The 19,068-nt window shown below is 67.6% G+C and carries 18 protein-coding genes; 14 read left to right on the top strand and 4 right to left on the bottom strand.

Translation table 11 applies throughout. The features are described 5' to 3' along the window. The first annotated feature begins 15 nt into the window (after positions 1-15). The gene (locus tag ACFYZF_RS15055; protein WP_387020286.1) at positions 16-1,908 is read left to right on the top strand and encodes a hypothetical protein; all 1,893 of its coding nucleotides are present in this window, start codon (positions 16-18) and stop codon (positions 1,906-1,908) included. Then, positions 1,905-2,345, top strand: a complete 441-nt coding sequence (locus ACFYZF_RS15050) for a hypothetical protein (protein WP_387020283.1) — start codon at positions 1,905-1,907, stop codon at positions 2,343-2,345. The genes ACFYZF_RS15055 and ACFYZF_RS15050 overlap by 4 nt, the downstream gene beginning before the upstream one ends. A 33-nt stretch (positions 2,346-2,378) precedes the next feature. Here the strand turns inward: ACFYZF_RS15050 and ACFYZF_RS15045 are convergent, their stop codons facing one another. The 3 genes from ACFYZF_RS15045 to ACFYZF_RS15035 all read right to left on the bottom strand — a co-directional run bounded on the left by ACFYZF_RS15045 (position 2,379) and on the right by ACFYZF_RS15035 (position 8,052). Continuing rightward, entirely contained in the window at positions 2,379-2,960 is a 582-nt protein-coding gene (locus tag ACFYZF_RS15045) for a hypothetical protein (RefSeq protein WP_387020280.1), read from the bottom strand. A gap of 273 nt (positions 2,961-3,233) precedes the next feature. Then, positions 3,234-4,670 carry a hypothetical protein gene (locus ACFYZF_RS15040; protein ID WP_387020277.1) on the bottom strand — a complete coding sequence of 479 codons (1,437 nt, stop codon included), beginning with the start codon at positions 4,668-4,670 and terminating at the stop codon, positions 3,234-3,236. Further along, positions 4,663-8,052 carry an AAA domain-containing protein gene (locus ACFYZF_RS15035; RefSeq protein WP_387020274.1) on the bottom strand — a complete coding sequence of 1,130 codons (3,390 nt, stop codon included), beginning with the start codon at positions 8,050-8,052 and terminating at the stop codon, positions 4,663-4,665. The genes ACFYZF_RS15040 and ACFYZF_RS15035 overlap by 8 nt, the downstream gene beginning before the upstream one ends. A 348-nt stretch (positions 8,053-8,400) precedes the next feature. Between ACFYZF_RS15035 and ACFYZF_RS15030 the strand changes: the two genes are divergently transcribed. The 12 genes from ACFYZF_RS15030 (at position 8,401) to ACFYZF_RS14975 (ending at position 18,348) form a co-directional block, all read left to right on the top strand. Continuing rightward, the gene (locus ACFYZF_RS15030; protein ID WP_387020271.1) at positions 8,401-8,919 is read left to right on the top strand and encodes a hypothetical protein; all 519 of its coding nucleotides are present in this window, start codon (positions 8,401-8,403) and stop codon (positions 8,917-8,919) included. Positions 8,920-9,202: 283 nt separating this feature from the next. Further along, a complete protein-coding gene (locus ACFYZF_RS15025) occupies positions 9,203-9,616 on the top strand; it encodes a hypothetical protein (RefSeq protein ID WP_387020268.1) in 414 nt (137 codons plus the stop codon). A gap of 628 nt (positions 9,617-10,244) precedes the next feature. After that, positions 10,245-11,459, top strand: a complete 1,215-nt coding sequence (locus ACFYZF_RS15020; RefSeq protein ID WP_387020265.1) for a DUF932 domain-containing protein — start codon at positions 10,245-10,247, stop codon at positions 11,457-11,459. A 134-nt stretch (positions 11,460-11,593) separates the two neighbouring features. After that, positions 11,594-12,097, top strand: a complete 504-nt coding sequence (locus ACFYZF_RS15015) for a hypothetical protein (protein ID WP_387020263.1) — start codon at positions 11,594-11,596, stop codon at positions 12,095-12,097. 85 nt (positions 12,098-12,182) lie between these two features. Then, complete coding sequence (locus ACFYZF_RS15010; RefSeq protein WP_387020260.1) at positions 12,183-12,401, top strand: hypothetical protein; 219 nt, start codon at positions 12,183-12,185, stop codon at positions 12,399-12,401. A 336-nt stretch (positions 12,402-12,737) separates the two neighbouring features. After that, positions 12,738-14,351, top strand: a complete 1,614-nt coding sequence (locus ACFYZF_RS15005; RefSeq protein WP_387020257.1) for a hypothetical protein — start codon at positions 12,738-12,740, stop codon at positions 14,349-14,351. 601 nt (positions 14,352-14,952) lie between these two features. Next, on the top strand, positions 14,953-15,378 hold the full coding sequence (locus ACFYZF_RS15000) for a hypothetical protein (protein ID WP_387020254.1): 426 nt from the start codon (positions 14,953-14,955) through the stop codon (positions 15,376-15,378). Positions 15,379-15,499: 121 nt separating this feature from the next. Then, positions 15,500-16,141, top strand: a complete 642-nt coding sequence (locus ACFYZF_RS14995) for a GGDEF domain-containing protein (protein ID WP_387020251.1) — start codon at positions 15,500-15,502, stop codon at positions 16,139-16,141. Between the two features lie 61 nt (positions 16,142-16,202). Next, positions 16,203-16,652 carry a hypothetical protein gene (locus ACFYZF_RS14990; RefSeq protein WP_387020249.1) on the top strand — a complete coding sequence of 150 codons (450 nt, stop codon included), beginning with the start codon at positions 16,203-16,205 and terminating at the stop codon, positions 16,650-16,652. A 132-nt stretch (positions 16,653-16,784) separates the two neighbouring features. After that, entirely contained in the window at positions 16,785-17,186 is a 402-nt protein-coding gene (locus ACFYZF_RS14985) for a hypothetical protein (protein WP_387020246.1), read from the top strand. Positions 17,187-17,197: 11 nt separating this feature from the next. Beyond that, entirely contained in the window at positions 17,198-17,584 is a 387-nt protein-coding gene (locus tag ACFYZF_RS14980; protein ID WP_387020243.1) for a hypothetical protein, read from the top strand. Positions 17,585-17,676: 92 nt separating this feature from the next. Then, on the top strand, positions 17,677-18,348 hold the full coding sequence (locus tag ACFYZF_RS14975; protein ID WP_387020241.1) for a hypothetical protein: 672 nt from the start codon (positions 17,677-17,679) through the stop codon (positions 18,346-18,348). A 61-nt stretch (positions 18,349-18,409) separates the two neighbouring features. Here ACFYZF_RS14975 and ACFYZF_RS14970 read toward each other — a convergent pair whose 3' ends face one another. Beyond that, positions 18,410-18,850, bottom strand: a complete 441-nt coding sequence (locus tag ACFYZF_RS14970; protein ID WP_387020239.1) for a hypothetical protein — start codon at positions 18,848-18,850, stop codon at positions 18,410-18,412. Positions 18,851-19,068: the final 218 nt, after the last annotated feature.

Raw genomic sequence — 19,068 nt, 5'->3', positions numbered from 1 at the left:
AAGGATCGACCACCCGTGCGCTACCTCTCCGACTTCAAGCGCGCCGCCGTTCCCGGCTCCCGCTGGATGTGCATCAACCGCACCTTCCCGATGGTGTCCGGACTCCGCACCATCACCGGCGGTAAGACGGTGCTCCACTACGACGCCGTGAAGGCCGACGGTGCGACCATCCGCAATGGCCGCCTGGAGTGGCCGAAGTCCGCCGAGTGCCGTATCGACGGCGACAGCGTCCACTTCCTGCCCGGAGGATCTGACACCGATCGGATCTCGCACACCTGGACGCTGCTTTCCGACGACGCGCCCGCCGACGCGCTGCGCCCACCGCGCTTCATCGCCGCCCACCCTCTCAACCGCGACCACCGCGGCCCGAACGACACTCCATGGTGCATCTTCGACACAGAACGCGCCCGGGTGGTCAGCACCGCCGGTCCGGACACCGACGGTGACGGCCGCGGCGCCTACTTCGCGACCCAAGCCGACGCCGAGACAGCTATCGCGAAGCTCCCCCCGCCGGCCGACCCGGAGGGCACTACGGCCCACGGGTGGGGCGTCACCCCACCGGCCGGCGACTGGGCGTACGAGGTCGACGACCCGGGGGTGGTTTACGGGGCGGGCCCGTGGCCGTTCCACTGGGAGGGGCGGCTGGCCAGCGTCCGGCTCGCCCCGAACACCACCTACCAGTCGTGGAGCCACGAATACGTCACCGTGTGGCCCGGTCACATCGCCGACCAGGCCAGCACGGACCTGAACTTGTTCGTCCGGAAACAGGGCATGAACGCGATGATCTGGCGCTGCCACGGCGTCACGTTCGACCTGCTCGCGGACACCTTCACCGTGCCGGACCGGTGCCCGCCCTCGCTGCGGGGGCAGGCCGAGGCGAAGGCACAGCGAATCCTGAACCTGATCCTCGCCGCCAGGGCGGAACGCGACACCTACGTCAGGCCGTGGACGGCCCACGAACGGTACAACGCCGAGCGGGCAGCCGAGAACGGTGATGCCGTGCCGTGTGAGCGGGAACGGCGCGAGCAGCCGCTGCCGGTGGCCGACCGTAGCCTCCCGACCGAGGTGCACGCAGTGCGTCAGGGCGATGACTTCTGGCAGCGGGTCGGCCCGGACGAGTGGCTGAGCGCCTGCCGCGCCGGAGTGGGGCCGCGGCCGTGCTTCCACCGGCACGAAACCCCCACGATGCTCCTGTTCGGGCCGGCTACCACCGTGCCGAGCTGGCCGGTCGAAGAGTTGCAGCGCATCGCCGCTGCCCTGGTCGGCCAGCAGGTGACCATGCGCGCGGGAATCCCCGGCGCCGACGGCACGGTGCTGCACGTGCAGCACGCCGAGGGCGGGTTCCTCTACGGGAAGGTCGAGCATCCGGCCCGCTGGGCGACCGCTCACCCCCTGGTCGCGGTGCACCTGACCGAAACCAGGCTGCTGCCCGATCGGCCACACTCCGGCATGACCGACCGTGCCGGGCAGCCGATCGCCGTCGGTGACCAGGTCAACGAGTACACCAGCGGCCGGATCGGACCCGAGCCGGCCGGGCAACTGGTCGGCGCGTTCCAGGAGTCGCCGAGCAGGGCGAAGAGGATCCCGTACGCGTTCAACGCCGCGGCGTCGAACAAGACCCGCCGACACGTCTGGGACTGGTACCCGGTGCACCACTGGACCGAAGAGCAGGTGTGGGCCCAGATCCGGGAGTCCGAGCTGCCCTGGGCGTGGCCGCACGACGCCGGCATGAGCAGGCTGTCCTGCTCGCTGTGCGTGCTCGGATCGAAGAAGGACCTCCTCACCGCCGTACGGCTGCGGCCAGGGCTGGCCCGCGAGTACGCCCGGGTTGAAACGGACACCGGGCACTCGTTCCAGCAAGCCCGCACGATCGCGTCTCTGCTCGCCGAGGCCGGGGTGAGCTGGTGACGCAGCTCGCTCTCCTCGGTCGGGATATGTTGCCCGAGGTCGCCACGTTGTCACCGTGGTGCTTGCGCTCGGAGGTCGGGCACCGTCAAAAGTGGCAGCTCGCACGCCCGGGTGAAGAGTTCGACGCCAGCAGGTACACCGTTGAGCGGATCAGCCGAGCCGTCGCCGCGGACTTCGTGATCCCCCGGCACTACGCCGGCTCCCACGTCGTCTGCTGGCAGTCCTTCGGCCTCTACCGCGCCCACAAGCTGGTCGGGGTGGCGTCGTACTGCGTGACGAGCAAGAAGGCGCTGACCCACGCGTTCCCGGAACTCAAACCCGGCCATGAGGCGTTGGAGCTGGGCAGGCTGGTGGTGGCGGACCCGGAGCCCGGCAACACGGAAACTCGGAAACCGAACCTTTACCCTGGACCCGATCAGTTGCCGCAATGTAGGTAGTGGGCGTGGCGGGTCAGGAATCCTGGCTCCTGATCAGAAGGGGACGTCGTCGGTCTTCTTCTTCCGCCGTCCAGGAATCCACCGCCCGAGCCCGGCACGTCGAACCGGTGGAGCGATTACCCGCTCTGGCGGCTCGCCCATGCGCCGCCGCCAGCGAAGACCTGCCGCATCGGTGAACTCGACTTCGATGATGGCCTCGCGAGGATCAAACGGGTAGGAGTCGAATGGCAAAGGCGGATCGCACTTGGCCGTGCCCGATGCTTCGCCCTCGACCACATCACCCCAAAGGTCGTCCCGCCACTCATTGATGGAGACGAAGACGTCAAAGATCGGCGCTTGACTGTGGTTTCTAATCCGCCACCGGATCCCGATCATCGGGCCGGTCAAATGACCGATTTCGGGATGCGTTCCTGATCTTTCCTCGCCGACAATGCGGGCGACCACGAGACGGGCTTGCGCGGCATCAGCATCCGCCTTTTCCTCACGGCGCACGCGGATCTCGTGTCGGAGTAGCCAACCCGTGAAGACCAACGCGCCGGTGGAAACCGCCAGGCTGAGAATGCTTCCCCAGCCCTGCATCCAGTCGGTCACGGAGGGTGCATCAGCGGCAAGCATCACCTCAGGTTAGCGACAGACCGCAAGTCCGGCGATTGTCCAAGATCAGAGCACCCGATAGGCATGCGATGCGCCGACGCATCTTCAGCACGTCGAGCCTCCGAACCGATTCGTCAGGCATGAATCCGTACAGTCCACCAGGAAAGTGAGTCATTGTGGTGAAGTACCCATGCGACGATTTGCCGCTAGGTCACTCCAACGTGGCCTGTCCGATCCGAGGCTGCACCCATCGGCGCAGGGTAACTCGCCGAGCCACGAATCGATCTGGCCCTCTTAGCTTCTGGTGGCAGCGTCGACGTCGGCCCTACCGATCAGCTCGGCATAGTAGTTGTGTCGCTCGTCCACATGCGTCTTGTCGCGTACGAGCGTGCCTTCCTCCGGGCGGTAGGTGCGTGTGGGCTGATCGCGGAACGATAGCCATTCAAAGCCGCTACTCACCCACGTGTCGTCGAAAATCAGGACATTCGGATGGGAGTCAGGTACATGGGCCAGCTTGAGCAAGGGATAGCGACGGGCGAGTGCGCGCAGCCGGCTGAGGGCGTTGTCGTCGCTGTGCGCGGGGTCTTGGCCGAGTCCGTAACCGATGTGAGCGGTCAGGTCGGACCTGCGCAGCATGATCTCAAGTTTGGCTAGGAAGTCGCCATTGACGACGGCGTCGCGGACGAACGGTGAGGCCAGCAGGAACCTGGTGCGGGCGCTGTTCAGCGCGGTTGTTAGCAGTTCCCGGTGCTCAAACAGCGGCACGGAGCGAACTGTCAGGGCTTCCAGCGCGCTGCGGGCGGTGACGCTCTCGTGCTGCTTGGCTCCGTTCGATGGCGTGCCGGGCGTGCTGTCGTCCTGCGGCGGTGGGTTGTTGGCCCGGCGTTGCAGATCGCGGACCTCGTCGTATGGTATGCGCTGCTGCCGTAGCGGTGATGGAAGATCCGGTTCACCGACGGCGGGCACTACTTGGATCTTGGTTCGTTCGACCCCGCCCACCTGGTGCAGCGCATTGTCGTGGTGCTCGCTGAGCAAGTCGTCGACGACGATGTTGAAGCGCAGGTCGTCGGCCGTGTCGGAGGCGAAGACAAGCAGCACGGCGGGCAAGTAGAGCCGGGGCTGACGGGTGATTGCCTCGACGCTGAGCACTTCGATCGCCGAGCGGCCGTTGTCCTGCTGAGTCTGGTCGAGCAGGAGGTTGAGCCGTCGGGGGGACACATCGCTGGTGTCTACGTCGGCGGTGCGGACGGAGGGCAGGATTCGCATGCCCTGCGATTCGGCGTCGGCGCGGGTGACCAGGTCAGCTCGGACGTGTGGGATCGGTTGCCACAGCATCCGGTCGAAGGCTTGCGGGTATTCGGTGCGTTGTGGGGTTACGGTCGAGAGTTCCTCGACCGCGCGCCGGCCGCCTTGGGTCAGCAGCACCTTGTGACCGCCCAAGCTGTCCGGCCGGTATTCGACAGTTTCGGCCGACATTTGAGCCGTGACGGCAGCGGAGACGGTCGCCGTGTCGATGCCGAGAACGGCCGCCATGTTGTCGATCTTGTGGATGCCGTGGTCTGCGAGTCGCAGCACGAACTCGTCCACTAGGGGAAGCCTCTTGCGTTCCTGTGCCAGTACATCGAGGGTGAGCAGCGATACCGGAACGGCTGCTTCGCCGGCGTAGGCGAGTCGGTAGCCGGGGTGCTGGTCGCTGTAGCGGCGGGCCGCGGTGACGGTGGTGTCAGCCATTGCGCGCGTCTCCGATCCGGCAGGTGTCGCCGTTGCGCCGGATGTGGGTCAGCACCGTGCTCAACGGGCCGGGCATCGACTCGCAGAACGGGGCGTCGCCGACGATGACCAGGCCGTAGCGCGACCGGGACAGCGCGACGTTGATGCGTCGCCAGTGCAGCGGTCCGAGGAACCCCAGCCGGCGTTGGGTGTTGCTGCGGGCGACGGAATAAAAAGTGATGTCGGCTTCGCGGCCCTGGACGGCGTCGACGGTGTTGACCTCGATCTCCAGATCCGGCGATGGTGGTCCGGCCACCGCGCGGCGCAGTTGCTCCATTTGCTTGCTGTAAGCGGTCAGCACCAGAACCCGCAGCGGTTTGCCGTCCGGAGGTTTGATCACGCCCTTATCCACGGCGCCGCGAAGCGAGGTGATCGCGCGCCGGATGATGCGTTCCTCGCAGTGGTTGACGACGCTCGTGCCTTCGGCCCGTTCGTGCCGATCGGCCATAAAACCTGTGTCCAGCCAGGTGACCGGCTTGTACAACGCCTTCCAGCCGGGCAGGGCATGGGTCGACATCGACACCAGCCGGCCGTCGTAGAAGCACGCCGACACGAGATTGCCGATGCCCGGGACCATCCGGTACTGGTGGGTCAGCTGACGCCGGGCACCTACCGGCGCGTGGTCGAGCAGCCTCTGGAAGAGACTCTGCCCGATGTCTGCAGGTTCCAGGTTGTGGCGTTGCATAAGGTCGGGCTGGTCGAGGACTTCCTCCTGCATCGGCGGAAGCTGGTGCGGGTCGCCGACCAGCACCCACCGCTTGGACCTCGACAGCGGCACCAACGTCTCGGTCGCAGTCGCCTTCGACGCTTCGTCGAGGATGCACAGGTCAAACTCGAGGTCACGCACGGCGGGGTGTGATAGGAACCCGAGGCAGGTGCCGGCAACCACCCTGGAGCCGCGCAGCACCACCCCTTCCAGCTCGCGGCCCGACTCGATCCGCTGGAACCACTCGGCTTGCAAGGTCAGCAGCTCGACGAGCTTGCGAAGCTGCCCGTCGTCGCCGACGACAGCGTCGAAGGCGTCCCGGGCGCCCTGCAGCGTCAGATCCTGGGGCAGCTCCAGGTCGCCGTCCAAGGCCACGTTGGCACGCTGGCGCAGCTCATCGGCCCGCTCGACGAGCACCTGAACACGGTCGTTGAGCGCGGCGGTCTGCGCCTCGGTGTCCCGCTCTCCGAAGTCGGGCAGATGCCCGCCCATACTGCCGCGGACTGTGTCGATGCCGTCGAGGCGGGCCTGGGCGGCACCGAGCTCACGCAGCGCCTCGATCAGCTCAAGGATCGCCGCGGCGCCCGCCACATGCCCAGGATCGACGCCGACGGCCGTGGCGCGGCGTTTCAGTTCCGCCTCGGCCCGCTGCCTGACCTGGCGAACGATGCCCGGCATCTTCCGGTCCAGCAGATGCTCACGTGCCTCGGCGGCGATGCGCGGGTTGTCCTCCTTGCCGAGCCGGACGAGGTCTGCCACACCGGCCTCGGCGAGCCGGACCAGCGCGTTGTCGACCGCCACGTGGGTCTGGCTGACCAGCAGGATCCGCGCGTCGGGCTTGCGCTTCAGCTCCTGCTGGACGAGCTCTGTGATGAACCTGGTCTTGCCGGTGCCCGGCGGACCCTCTAGCAGGAAGAAGTCGGGACTTCCCATCGCCGCGGCGACCGCGGTCTTTTTGTCCTCGTCCAGTTCCGGGTCAGACCACGACTCGATCAAGCGAGCAACCGGGACAGCGATCCGAGTGGGGTCGAGCAGCAGCTTGCGCAGCTGCGGGCGGACCGAGATCCCGGCCCGAACGTTGACAACGGCTTCGCGCTGCCGGCGCAGCGCCTCTGCGGTCGGGCCGATGTTCCGCACGAGCTCGCCAGTTCCCGGCAGGCTCTTGATCTTCCTCGGGTAGGCGAGCGTGATCGTCGTGTCGTCTTGTGCGATCACGACGCCCGGGCCGCCGGCGAGCCGGCCGGCGGGTCCGCGGCAGATCCGATCCTTCCCCAGGATGTCCGAGCCGCTGGCCTCCTTCAGGAAGAACTTGACGCGTCGGCCTTCTACGTCAATCGACGTGTATGCCAGCGGCGGCTCCCGCTCAATCTCCAGGGCTTCCTTTGCGTCGAGCAGGTCGATCCATGCGTCGAACATGCGGTTCTCGAACTGACGATGCCGCTCGTCGTCGAGCCGGAGGTAATGATCGTCGACACCGGCGAGGACCAGCTCCTTGGCCTGCATCGCCGCCTCGGGTGGCTGTGGACGTGATGTCCACACGATCTGATCGCTCACGGGCCAGCCCCGTCGGCGCAGACCTTCGAGGACCGCTTCGGGGGCCTCGTTGACCTTGGTCAGAACAAGCTCGGGTCGGCCGGGCACCACCGCGAGCCGCAGTCGGCGGTCCCGGCCGATCAGCTCCAGCGTGTTGGCCGAGACGGTGCCTGCGCCGTCGACGTAGCGCAGCAGATGGGCACCCTGGACAAGCTCACTCGTCAGAGCGCGCTCGATCGCTTCGGGGTCGCGGTCCAGCGGCGGCGCAGCAAGCCGCCGGGCCGCCTCGTCCTTCACCCGCACCTCCACTCGCCGGACGTAGTCGGAGAACCTACGCCGCCGGGCGGACTGAATCTCCCGCAGACGGCTGCGCAGCACGGCCGCGCTCTGCGGCCGAGCCTGCGGGTCGTAGCTGAGGCACTGAGTGAGCAGTTGGTGCACACTCGGGTGCACATCGATGTCGGCCAGAGCAGTCCGAATATCGGGGTAGTCGTCGAACGGCCCGTTCGTCAGGCATCGCAACGCGGTCGCGGCGAAGCCCCACACGTCCCGGCTGGCATTGGCCATGCCCTGCAGATCCGGCGGCGCGTACGGACGGGAGAAGTGCTCGACGAGCGTCAACTCCGTGATCATCTGGCTACGGATCTTGCTGATGCCGAAATCGGCGAGTTTGGGGCTGCCGTCCTCGGCGATCAAGATGTTCGCCGGTTTCACGTCGCGGTGAACAACATCACGCTCATGCGCGTGGGCCAGCGCTTCCACCAACGGCAGCCCCCACCGGTCGGCGAAGTCGTCCCAGCCCAAGCCCTCCTCGGCCGCTAGCTCCTGCAGCAGGTTCTTGTCGAACCACGGCATCACCAGGTAGAAGGCGTCCTGCTGCTCATCCTCACCGAAGTCGCGCAACGACACGATGTTCGGATGATCCAACCGGTAAAGAGCATCGACCTCGCGTCGGAAGAACGCGCGCTGCGTCGCATCCGCGTCGCGTCGAGAGATCAGCTTCAGAGCAACCCGGGCTCCATCTTCGCCGTCGATTGCCTCGACAATTTTGCCTTGACCGCCGATGCGCTCAGCGTCGGTCTTGACGAGATACCTGTTCGCCACTAGGCGCAACGTTTGCCCCCTCACCGCGTCCGCGCGGGGTAGCCTACCGGATCGCCTGGTCCGAACCGAACAGACGTTCGAGGGTGCCGTGTGTCGGGCGCACCGCCAGTCGAGCCATGCCCGCCTCAGTCTCCACGACCGAGCGAAGGCGGCTGGAACGCGACCCCCATCTTCTACACGAGGTCTGTAGTCCGAAATGGTCGACCCATCCAAGATTCCAATAGCTGGAAACGAGTTGCGTAGATAGACGCGATTGTCCGCGCACTCTCGCGTTTGCCCGGACGAATTCGTCACCTACAAATCCGTACACTCCGCCAGGAAACCTGGTTCCTCGCCCGCTGCGAGGAGATGCTGCTCGCCGCCGGCGTGCACGCGGTCCTGTCGTTCGCCGACCCGGTGCCGCGCATCGACGCCGACGGCGTGGTCAGGTTCAAGAGCCACGTCGGATTCGTGTACCAGGGCGGCAACTTCTTCATCGCCGGCCGCAGCGCCAAGCGCACGCTCTGGCTTCTGCCCAACGGCACGGTCCTCAACGGGATCACCATGCAGAAGATCCGCCAGCAGGACGCGGGCCACGAGGCCGCCGAGAAACTACTCATCTCGCTCGGGGCGCGGCCGATCCGGGCCAGGCAGAATCCCGCCGCATGGCTGGGCGAGGTCCGCGACGACCCGGCAGTCGGGATTCGACTCCTGCGCCACGGCGGGTGCCACCGCTACGTCAAGCCGCTCGGGCGTACGAAACGCGACCGCAAACAGATCAAGATCAATCGGAAGTTGCGGCCGGACTGGGCCAAGCTCAACAAGAACGCACCACTGCCGTTCGGCCCTTACCCCAAGCAGCCCGACGCGCTAGCGCTGGCGGCATGAGCGCGCCGATCACCAAGACAGACTCACCAGAAGGACACACTGCGGGCGGTCAATGCCGTCACGTCAACACCACGCGACGCCGGTCGAGCATCGAGGACCCGCGCTTCACCCCATCGCCCGAAGCTCTACGACACCCCCACCGCTCTTTGCCGCTACCTCACGACGCCTTGCGACTCATCGATCTGACAGAGACGACGACCACGGACCGGCTCATCAACGGCAGCGATGACCAGCCAACGTCAGCGCCAAAGAGCCCTCACCAAGACGAGCCAGAGGATGCCCAATGCCCAAGCGACGGCCCCTGTACCCCGACATCGACCTTAACGAGACGACCGAATATTCCATCCGAATCCTGCGCGCGGCCGACAACAGAAACCCGACCGGCGTCGTCCTCTTCGAAGGTCTCACCCGCTTCCGACTGACGCCACTACCCCGAGTCCGCAGCATCCCCGGGCCCCGATATGAAGTCACACCGCTCGCTTACGACCGCGACCAAGGTTGGCAGTTCCCCACCGACTACCACAACGGCAGCGAAATGATCTACAACTTCGGCGACATCTTCTGCATATTCCTCGACCGCTACCGCGACCCAAACAAGCCGTACGGCCCAGACGGACCCACCGCCCGCGAAGCACTAGAGATGAGCGTGGATACCTTCCTCCTACAGAACGGACTCAACGGCATCGAATGGCAATAGCAGCGAGCGTCACGAGGGGAACCACCAGCCTCTTCAGCACACAAAACCATAACCCCTGCTATGCCTCGGTTCGTGGTGGTGGCGACCGTTGCTCCCGCGAGCACCGGGCAGCCCGGACATTCGCTGCGCTCGCCCCAAGTCCGGCCCGCCCTGCCGACTCCGCGCACAGTCACCCTCGTGCCTCAAGGCCGGCACAGGGCCAAGCACCAACAAGGAGCGGCCTACGGCCGCGCTGCACCACCCCTTTTTGGCCGCCGGCTGCACCGGTGATTATCGGTCCCAAACGTCGGAAGTAAAATCCGCCACGGGCTCAGAAAACATCATGCACACCCCGCATAATCTTTTCTTCGAAACCCCCGCGTCGGATTTGACTACCGCCGTCCGGTACCTAGGCGAGCAAGCTCGCCCCCGGCGTCCAAAAAAGGGGTGGGGCCGTGACGTCATCACCACCGCGAGCTGATCGCGGCCGGGCACGGCCCGCCGGGTGATCTTGCAAAACCATTCGCAGGAATTAGGGATCCCGGATGGACAGCTCAACCCTTAATGCTGTAGTATTACATGTGTGAGGGAGGGGATAGCAGCCCCCACCCACACAACCAAAAACCCCCAACGAAAGGCGAAGCCAGTCATGACCACCCTCGCACTGCCGGACGTCAACCAGAAGTTCGCCGACGAGCGGGCCGCGCAGATCAACCGGGCCGTCGACAAGCAGGCCGGCATCGACGCCCAGGTCTCCGCCGGGACGCTGCGCAACCTCGGCAACGGCCGATACCTGGTCACCGACCCGGACAGCTGGGACAACGGCGAAGTCCTCACCATGCGCCAGGGCGAGTTGATGCCCGAACACGGGTTGGACACGACGACCGGACAGGTCGCGCTCTACACCACCACGCCCGCGTGGCACCAGCTCGGCAACGTCATCCCCGGTGGCACCACCGACATCGACCAGGTGCTCACCCTCGGCGGCATCAACTTCAACGTCAGCCGCCGCCCCGTGCTCTACCAGGCCACCCCCACCGATCAGCCCCGCATCCTGGCGGACCAGTTCGTCAACATCCGGGAGGACACCAACGCCGGTCTCGGCGTGGTCGGAGCCCGCTACGAGGTGCTTCAGAACCGGCAGGGCTTCGAGTTCCTTCAGGACCTCGTCGACGACTACGCCGTGACGTGGGAGTCCGCCGGAGCGCTGCGCGAGGGCCGCAAAGTCTTCGTCGCCATGCGCCTGCCGCAGACGGTCACCATCGACGCCGCAGGCGTCAACGACGAGATCGTGCCGTTCATCGTCGCCATGAACAGCCACGACGGATCGAGCCTGTTCCAGGTCGTGGTCACGCCGTGGCGTCCGGTCTGCGGCAACACCGAGCGGTTCGCCGTCCGCGACGCCCTCACCCGCTGGGGCGTGCGCCACACCCGCAACGCCCGCGACCGCATCGAAGAGGCCCGCCGCACCCTGCGCCTGTCGGTCGACTACTTCGACCACTTCGCCGCCGAAGAGGAAGCCCTCGCCCGCACCGAACTCGCCATCAACGAGTTCCACGAGGTCATCGGCGACCTGTGGAAGACCCCCGACGAGGACGCCCCCACCCGCACCATCAACAAGCACACCCAGCGGCTGGAGATCCTGACCGACCTCTACGACACCAACGCCGCCCGCCTGGGCCGCACCGCCTACGCCGCCGAGCGCGCCATCACCGAATTCGCCGACTGGAAGACCACCATCCGGCCCACCGGATCGCTTCGCGGAAACAACCTCGCCGCCCGCGCCACCGCCGTCATGGAAGGCCGCGCCGACGAACTGAAGAGCAAGGCCCACCGCCGCCTGCTCACCCTCACCCGCCGCTGACCCACGCCAGGGGCGGGCACCGACCAACCGGTGCCCGCCCCTCGCGGTCCTGGACCGCGTCGGCGCGCATCGAGCACGCCGACGCGGGCTGCCGCCCCCGCACCTCACGGCCGCACCCACGCACGGGAGAGACCATGCCCAAACCCATCGGACTGCCCCACGGCGTACGCCTACCCCGCACCTTCACCGAAACCGACGCCCGCGACGTCTTCACCGCGTTCACCCGCGCCTACGGCTGGACCGGCTACCTCATCGGCCGCGCCGAAGCACAAGCCCGCATCAGCCCCCGCACCCTCACCGACACCGAATGGCAACACCTGCACACCAGTGACGATTGGAACCGCGTCAACGCCACCGCGCACCGCGCCATCGACCACGCCGACGCCATCGGACACGCCCTACGACAGGCCGGATTCGGCTGCACCACCTGCACCGAGATCGTCACCGGCCCACCCGCCGCAACCTGGCGACGCTGCCCCCGCTGCCTCGCCACCGCCACCCTGACCGAACTGCAACGCCAACCCTGCCCCGCCGCCACCGACCCGCCCGCCGCGCACACCTGGCACACGGGCCGGTGCAGCGCCTGCACCATGCCCGCCCCGACGCTCCGCCTCACCGCCGTACCCGACGCCGCCTAGCCCTCCCGCCGGTGGGGGACACCGGCCCGACCGGTGTCCCCCACCCGCCACCCGGCCGCCCAGCCCAACCCATCCGGGAGACGAGATGCGCAGCCAGCCAGAGCAACCGACCGCCGGTGTCCTGGACGACCTCACCCACGCCCTACCCCTCATCGGTCGACACCTGACCGCCGCCGCGCCCGCCGACGGAAACGCCGCACCCATCGTGGCCATCACCGGTCCGCACACCACGATCACCGTCGAGCGCGGTCCTCACGCCAGCCACCGCATCACCATCGACATTCACGCTCGACGAGCTGCCTGAACGCTTCACAGACCGGCCACCGCCGGGACTTCCCTCCTCGTGGTTCCGGCTCGTGGGCGCCCCGGCCGCTGTTTGGGTGCGCAGCGGCCGGGGCTGGACCTCCGCTACGCGCAAACCCGTACGACCTGCTCTGCCGGCCCCGCGCAATCACCCTCGTGCCTCAAGGCCGGCACAGGGCCGAGCACCCCAAACCGGAGCGGCCTACGGCCGCGCTGCTTAACCCCCCTCTGTCGCCGGCTTCGCCGGCGACCATCCCGGGCCCGCCGTCCCCACTGACCGCCCCGGCGAAGTGCCCGGAACCCCATAACCCCTCAACCGGAAGGACCTCTCACACCCATGCGCACCATCGCCGACTTCCGACGCGCCGCCGCACCCGACAGCACCTGGTTATGCATCAACCGGCAATACCCGGAGACGTCCGGGTTGCGCACCATCACCAGCGGCACAACGCGGCTGCACTTCACCGGATTCCACGCCGACGGCACGATCACCAACGGCAGTCTCTACATCCCCCGCGCCGACGAATGCCGGATCGACGGCGACACCCTGCACATGCTCCAAAACCCCGGTGCGGACCTCACCGCGTGGACGTGGACCCTGCTGGCGCCCACCTCGCAATGGCACGACAAGTTCCCGCCCCGGTACTTCGCCGCGACACCGCTACGCGAAGGGCTACGCGGGCCCACCGGGAAGCCCTGGTGCGTCTACGCCCGCGACCACGACAAGGCGGTCAACGCCCTGGGCCAAGCCGTCGATGACAACGCCGCATACTTCGCCACCCAGACCGAGGCAGACGACCTGGTCCAGCGGCTGGAGCCCGCCGGCACGACGTACTACAGCTACGGACGCAAGCCAGCTGACGGCGACTGGGCGTACGACATCGACGACATGGCGATCACCTACGGAGACGGGCCCTGGCCCTTCCACCACGGCGAGCGAGGCGGCCCGACCTCCGTCCGGCTGGCCCCGAGCACCGCGTACCTGTCCTGGGGAAATGAACGCGTCATGGTCTGGCCGCGCCGCTTCGGTCAGGCCGAAGCTGACCTCCACCTCTACGTCCGCCAGCAGGGCAGCTACGCCATGGTGTGGCGGTGCAAGGTCGCAATAGACCTACTCGCGGACACCTTCACACTCCCCGACCACTGCCCGCCCACCCTCCGGGAACAGGCCGCCGCCAAGGCACGGAAAGTCCTCGACCTCGTCGCGACCGGCCGGCGCGAACGGGACACCTACCTACGACCGCTGACCGCACGCGACCGGGCCGCCAAGACCGGCGAGACGAGGCCGCACGAGCGCGACCGGCGCACGAGCCCACTGCCAGAGCCGACCCCACCACCGGCGGACGTGCAGACGGTAGAACAGCACCGCGAGGTATGGCAGCGAGTTGGCCCCGACGAGTGGCTGACCGCCGGGCCCGGGGACTCCCAGCGCCCACAGGTCCACCGACACGACACCGCCTCGATGTTGCGCTTCGGAGCCGTAACGCCCCTGCCAAGCCCACCCCTGTCCGAACTGGACCGCATCGGCGCGGCCATGATCGGCAGAACACTCGTCCTGCCGACCCGCCAGCCCGGCCGCCGCCTCTACGAACTGACCGTGCAGCACGCCGAAACCGGCTTCCTCTACGGCCCCACCGACCGCAGCTACCGCACCGCCCTGCACCTAGCCGCGAGCGGACTGCTCACCAACCGACCAGTACGGTTGACCGACCGACGTGGGCGGCTGATCTGCGTCGGCGACCGGATCCACGAGTACACCAACTACCGGTTCGGCCTCGAACCGGCCGGACGCCTGATCGGCGCGTTCCGCGTCGTCGGACTCAACGCGGAAGCCGGCGTGCTCTTCACCGACCGCCACGCCGAACACGGCCAGCCCGAAGCCGTCGCATTCCCCGCCGACGTCGAAGTGGTCGACCGCGCATCCCTCACCCAACGAACCGACACGGACTGACTCAAGCCACCTACCACCCATAGTCCGCAACCCATTGGTTCCTCGGTTCGTGGTGGTGGCGACCGTTGCTCCCGCGAGCACCGGGCAGCCCGGACACTCGCTGCGCTCGCCCCAAGTCCGGCCCGCCCTGCCGACTCCGCGCACAGTCACCCTCGTGCCTCAAGGCCGGCACAGGGCCAAGCACCAACAAGGAGCGGCCTACGGCCGCGCTGCACCACCCCTTTTTGGCCGCCGGCTGCACCGGTGATTATCGGTCCCAAACGTCGGAAGTAAAATCCGCCACGGGCTCAGAAAACATCATGCACACCCCGCATAATCTTTTCTTCGAAACCCCCGCGTCGGATTTGACTACCGCCGTCCGGTACCTAGGCGAGCAAGCTCGCCCCCGGCGTCCAAAAAAGGGGTGGGGCCGTGACGTCATCACCACCGCGAGCTGATCGCGGCCGGGCACGGCCCGCCGGGTGATCTTGCAAAACCATTCGCAGGAATTAGGGATCCCGGATGGACAGCTCAACCCTTAATGCTGTAGTATTACATGTGTGAGGGAGGGGATAGCAGCCCCCACCCACACAACCAAAAACCCCCAACGAAAGGCAACACGATGGGCGAATCTCCCGCCACCTACAAGCAGGCCGACCAGATCGCCGCGCTCGCCCGCCGCGTCCGCGCTCGCCACCCCGAACACCTGCGCCTCACCACCGAGGCCATGCGCGACATCCTGACCCTGGACGACACCTACGAGCGCAGCCGCCGCGTGGTCGTGATCTTCCTGCACCTGACCATGAGCGAAACCCACCCCGTCGCTCCCAAGTGCGCCAACCAGATCATCACCGCCGCCGCCTACGAGGCCAACGGCATCGACTGGGCAGCCACCGAATTCACGGTCCGATGGACCGAACACGGACGGTTCTACCTCAACACCATGAGCGGAGGGGCGGGCTCTGGCATGCCCGTCAACCTCACCGCCGACCCGGTCAACATCGAGCAGCACCCGAACGTCTACCTCGCCCCGGCCACCCACAGCTGACGCCTCCGCCAGGCGGCCGGGACCACCCCGCGCCCCGGCCGCCTCCGGCCCCGCCAGCCACACCCCGCGCCCGGCCGCCCACGCCGCCACGCGCCGAGGTGAACACCCCGGAGGCTTCCCCATGCTCGCCCACAGCCTTACCGCGCTCAACCTCGCGTTAACGATCGCCACCGCGTGCCTCGCCTATAAACAACGACGAACCATCGTCAGACTCAACACGCAATTACTGCTCGCGCAGTACGACGCCGGACACGACGACCTCACCGGATTACTCAACCGCCGCGCCATCCTCGCGCACCTGCAAACACAACTCACCGCCGCACGTCCCGTTTCCGTCGCGCTACTCGACCTCGATGACTTCAAGGGCATCAACGACACCCACGGCCACGACGCCGGAGACGCCGCCCTCACCGAAGCCGCACGCCGACTCAAGGCCCTACCCGTCACAATCGGTCGACTCGGCGGAGACGAATTCCTCATGGTCGCCACCACCAATGAACAGACCGGATTCGCGCACGCCGCCGCCGCGCAAGCCGCCATCGCCAACGCCCAAATCGACGCGGCCGGACACACCGTCCAGTTGTCCGCCACCGCCGGCACAGCCCACACCGCCGCAGGGATCAGCGCGCCGGAACTCCTACGCCGCGCCGACCGCGCCATGTACGCCGCCAAGGCCGCAGGCGCACCGATCCGCGCCTTCCACGACGACATCCCCGACGTACCAGCCCACGCCCCGCAGCGCCGCCGCACCTACCGCCCGTAACTCGCGCGGCCGGTGGCCGGGCACCCCACGCCCGCCCACCGGCCCCACCCCTGGAGTTCACATGAACGCGCTCACCGCACCAACGCGCATCCTGCCCACGCTGGCCACCCCCGACCGCCGACGCGACGTCCGCCCCCTGCTCGACACCGCCACCCGCACCGTCGCCGCCGCTCTCGGTCAACTCGACCTCTGCCCCCACGTCCCCGCGTGGCCGGCAGCCCCCACGACCGAGAACCACCACCTACCCACCATCCGCGCCGCAGCCGTCCAGATCGCGTTACACGCCCGCACCGACCGGTGTGACCGATGCGCCAACCGTGAACACCAGATGCGCGCCGCCGCCCGCCTCGCCGAACTCTGGCTCAAGCTGCTGCGCACCTGCATCCGCCACGTCACCCAACCCCAACGATTCCCGCTCCACCTCACCCAACGCGCCGCCGCATGCCTGGCCGACCACGTCGCATGGGTCATCACCGGACGGCCCCACTACCTACTCGGCCAACCCGCCTAACCCCGGACGCCCGGCCGGCATCCCGCCGGCCGGGCACCCCGCCAGCGAACGCCAACGCGCAGCCCTCTACCGCTCCGCCCCTTACCCCGAGCGACCACCGAACCGGAAGCCCGCACCCGGGGAGAGCCCCTGATGACCCCACACATCCGCCACCCACGCGACCCGCGTCAATCGGTATGCGGAATCCCCGTCACCGACGTACGCCGCTGGGAGACCGAACACCCCCCGCGCATCGACTACACCTGCCCCGACTGCTACACCCAGCTACCCGAGGCAGCACGACCCGACGACGCCACCCACCCGACCGGCGACGCCACCCTGATCGACACCCTGCGCCGCATCGTCACCAACCAGCAATACGCCAAGATCGACGGAGTCATCGTCGACACCTGGTCAGCAGCGGTCACCGTCCTGATCTGGGACAACCTCCGCGACGACAAACGACAGCGGCTGCTGACCCTGCCCTCACACGAACTGATCCTGCGATGCGTCGCGATCTACACCCACCTGAACGCCAGGAACAACGCCGGATGAGCCGCCGCCGGATGCCGCAGCGGTTCCACTTCGGGCCATGGGTGTTCGACATCGACTCCGCACAAGCACTGATCGCCGCGACCCCCCGCACGCCCAGCCCTCTTGACGTCACCGCGTGGGCCACCGCCTACGGCCTAACGCACCTCGACAAACCGAACCCCCACACGATCAGCCTCATCGGGCCAGCCCACAACGCCCTCAATCGCGCCTACGCCATGACCACCGACCTCACGCAACCGCTGATCGTGGCGCACATCGACATCCCCGACGCGCAACCCGCACCGCTACTCATCGACGGCACCCACCGCCTGTACCGAGCCTGGCGCGAACACCTGCCACAGCTACCCGCACACCTGCTCACCGTCGCAGAAACCCGCCAGGTCAAAACCCACCGCTGACCCATCCAGGCCCCTGCCGCCGATCGCCGCACCCATCGCGCACCAGCCGGCCGCGCCAGCACCCAACGCCCTACTTCGAGAGGACACCGCCCGTGGACATGACCCGCCCCGAACTCGTCACGATCTCGCACACCTGCGCCGACTGGGCACCCAACTACTTCCGCATCCCCGGCGGTAAAGACGCCGCCGTGCGCTACATCTCAGACGGCCACCTCGACGCACTCACCCTCAAGTACAGCCGTCGCGAGGTCTGGCGAGTTGTCGCCGCCCACCTCGACGCCCACCCCCACCAGCTCACCGCACCACGGACCACCCAGGCCGACCGCGCCGAACGCCAAGCCGACCGCAACTCCCGCGCCGAAACGCACCTCACCGCCGCACTACACCACCACACGCAAGCCCAGCCGTACGAAGCGCTCGCCCTGATCGACCGCGCGGAACTCGCCTCACCCACCTACAAGGACTTCAACCGGTACCGCCGCGCCGTACACAAGAACTTTCCGCCCCTCGCCCCGACCGACCTCACCGGCACCGGTCTACGCCACCGGGTCACGCTGCCCATGGCCTACCCACATCCCGGACCGCCCGTGATGCACCACGGCAGCGCCGCCCGACGCTGGGTCTACCCCGGCCACCGCGTGATCGAAGGCAACTGGCCCGCCGCCATCCCCGAACACTGCACCGCCACGGACGACGAACTCATGCAGTGGAACACCGACGGCACCGTACGTGTCTGCACCGGATGCGGACTCGACTACACGTAGACGCCGCAGCCCCCACGCTGGCCGGTCCGGACCCCCACCCGGACCGGCCAGCCTCACCAATTCACGACCCGACGCCACCCGACACCCCACCAGCAGCACCCGCGGCCGCATCCACCGGCCCCCGCACGGGGGCCGGTGCCGGTCTAGGAACCGCCGTACGCCGACGACGCGGCAGCACCTCGCCCAGCTCCGCGACCCGCGCCCGTACCGCCGCGCCGTCCGCGCCCCGCCGGTACGACCGCACTCGGGCGACGTCGACGCCGGTCAAGTCTGCTGCTAGACCGTCGTCGCGAAGGACAGTCGCCAGGACCGCCACGGCCAGGCCGTGAACCTCGGCCGCCGCGCCGACCTCCTGATCCAGCCGCGCCACGGCTTCCTGCCGCCGCCGCTGCGCCTCCTGTACCGCCCCGGCAGCCTGCTCGACCGCACGCGCCGCCCGTAGCTCAAGTTCCTGCCGCCGCCGCAGCGCCCGAGTCGCCTCATTCCCCGTTTTGCTCGCCATTTCTCGACAGTAACCACCGCCCAAGTCTGCCCGCCAGACCACACCCCACAACAATCACTGAACCGTTCGAACCTAGCCACAATCTCGCGCCTTCTCTTCACACCCGTTCAGTTTCGGCTACAACACGGCTGGCCTGCCTAGACCCTCTCCCCCTCGCCTCTTGCACACTTACAGGGGACACACCCCCTTGCATTCTCGACTCCCACATTTGTAGTTGA

Origin of the sequence: Micromonospora sp. NPDC001898 (genome assembly GCF_042891255.1) — a bacterium.
Lineage (GTDB): Bacteria > Actinomycetota > Actinomycetes > Mycobacteriales > Micromonosporaceae > Micromonospora.
The sequence above is the reverse complement of the archived record's forward strand: the minus strand, read 5'-3'. Positions and strand labels throughout refer to the sequence as shown.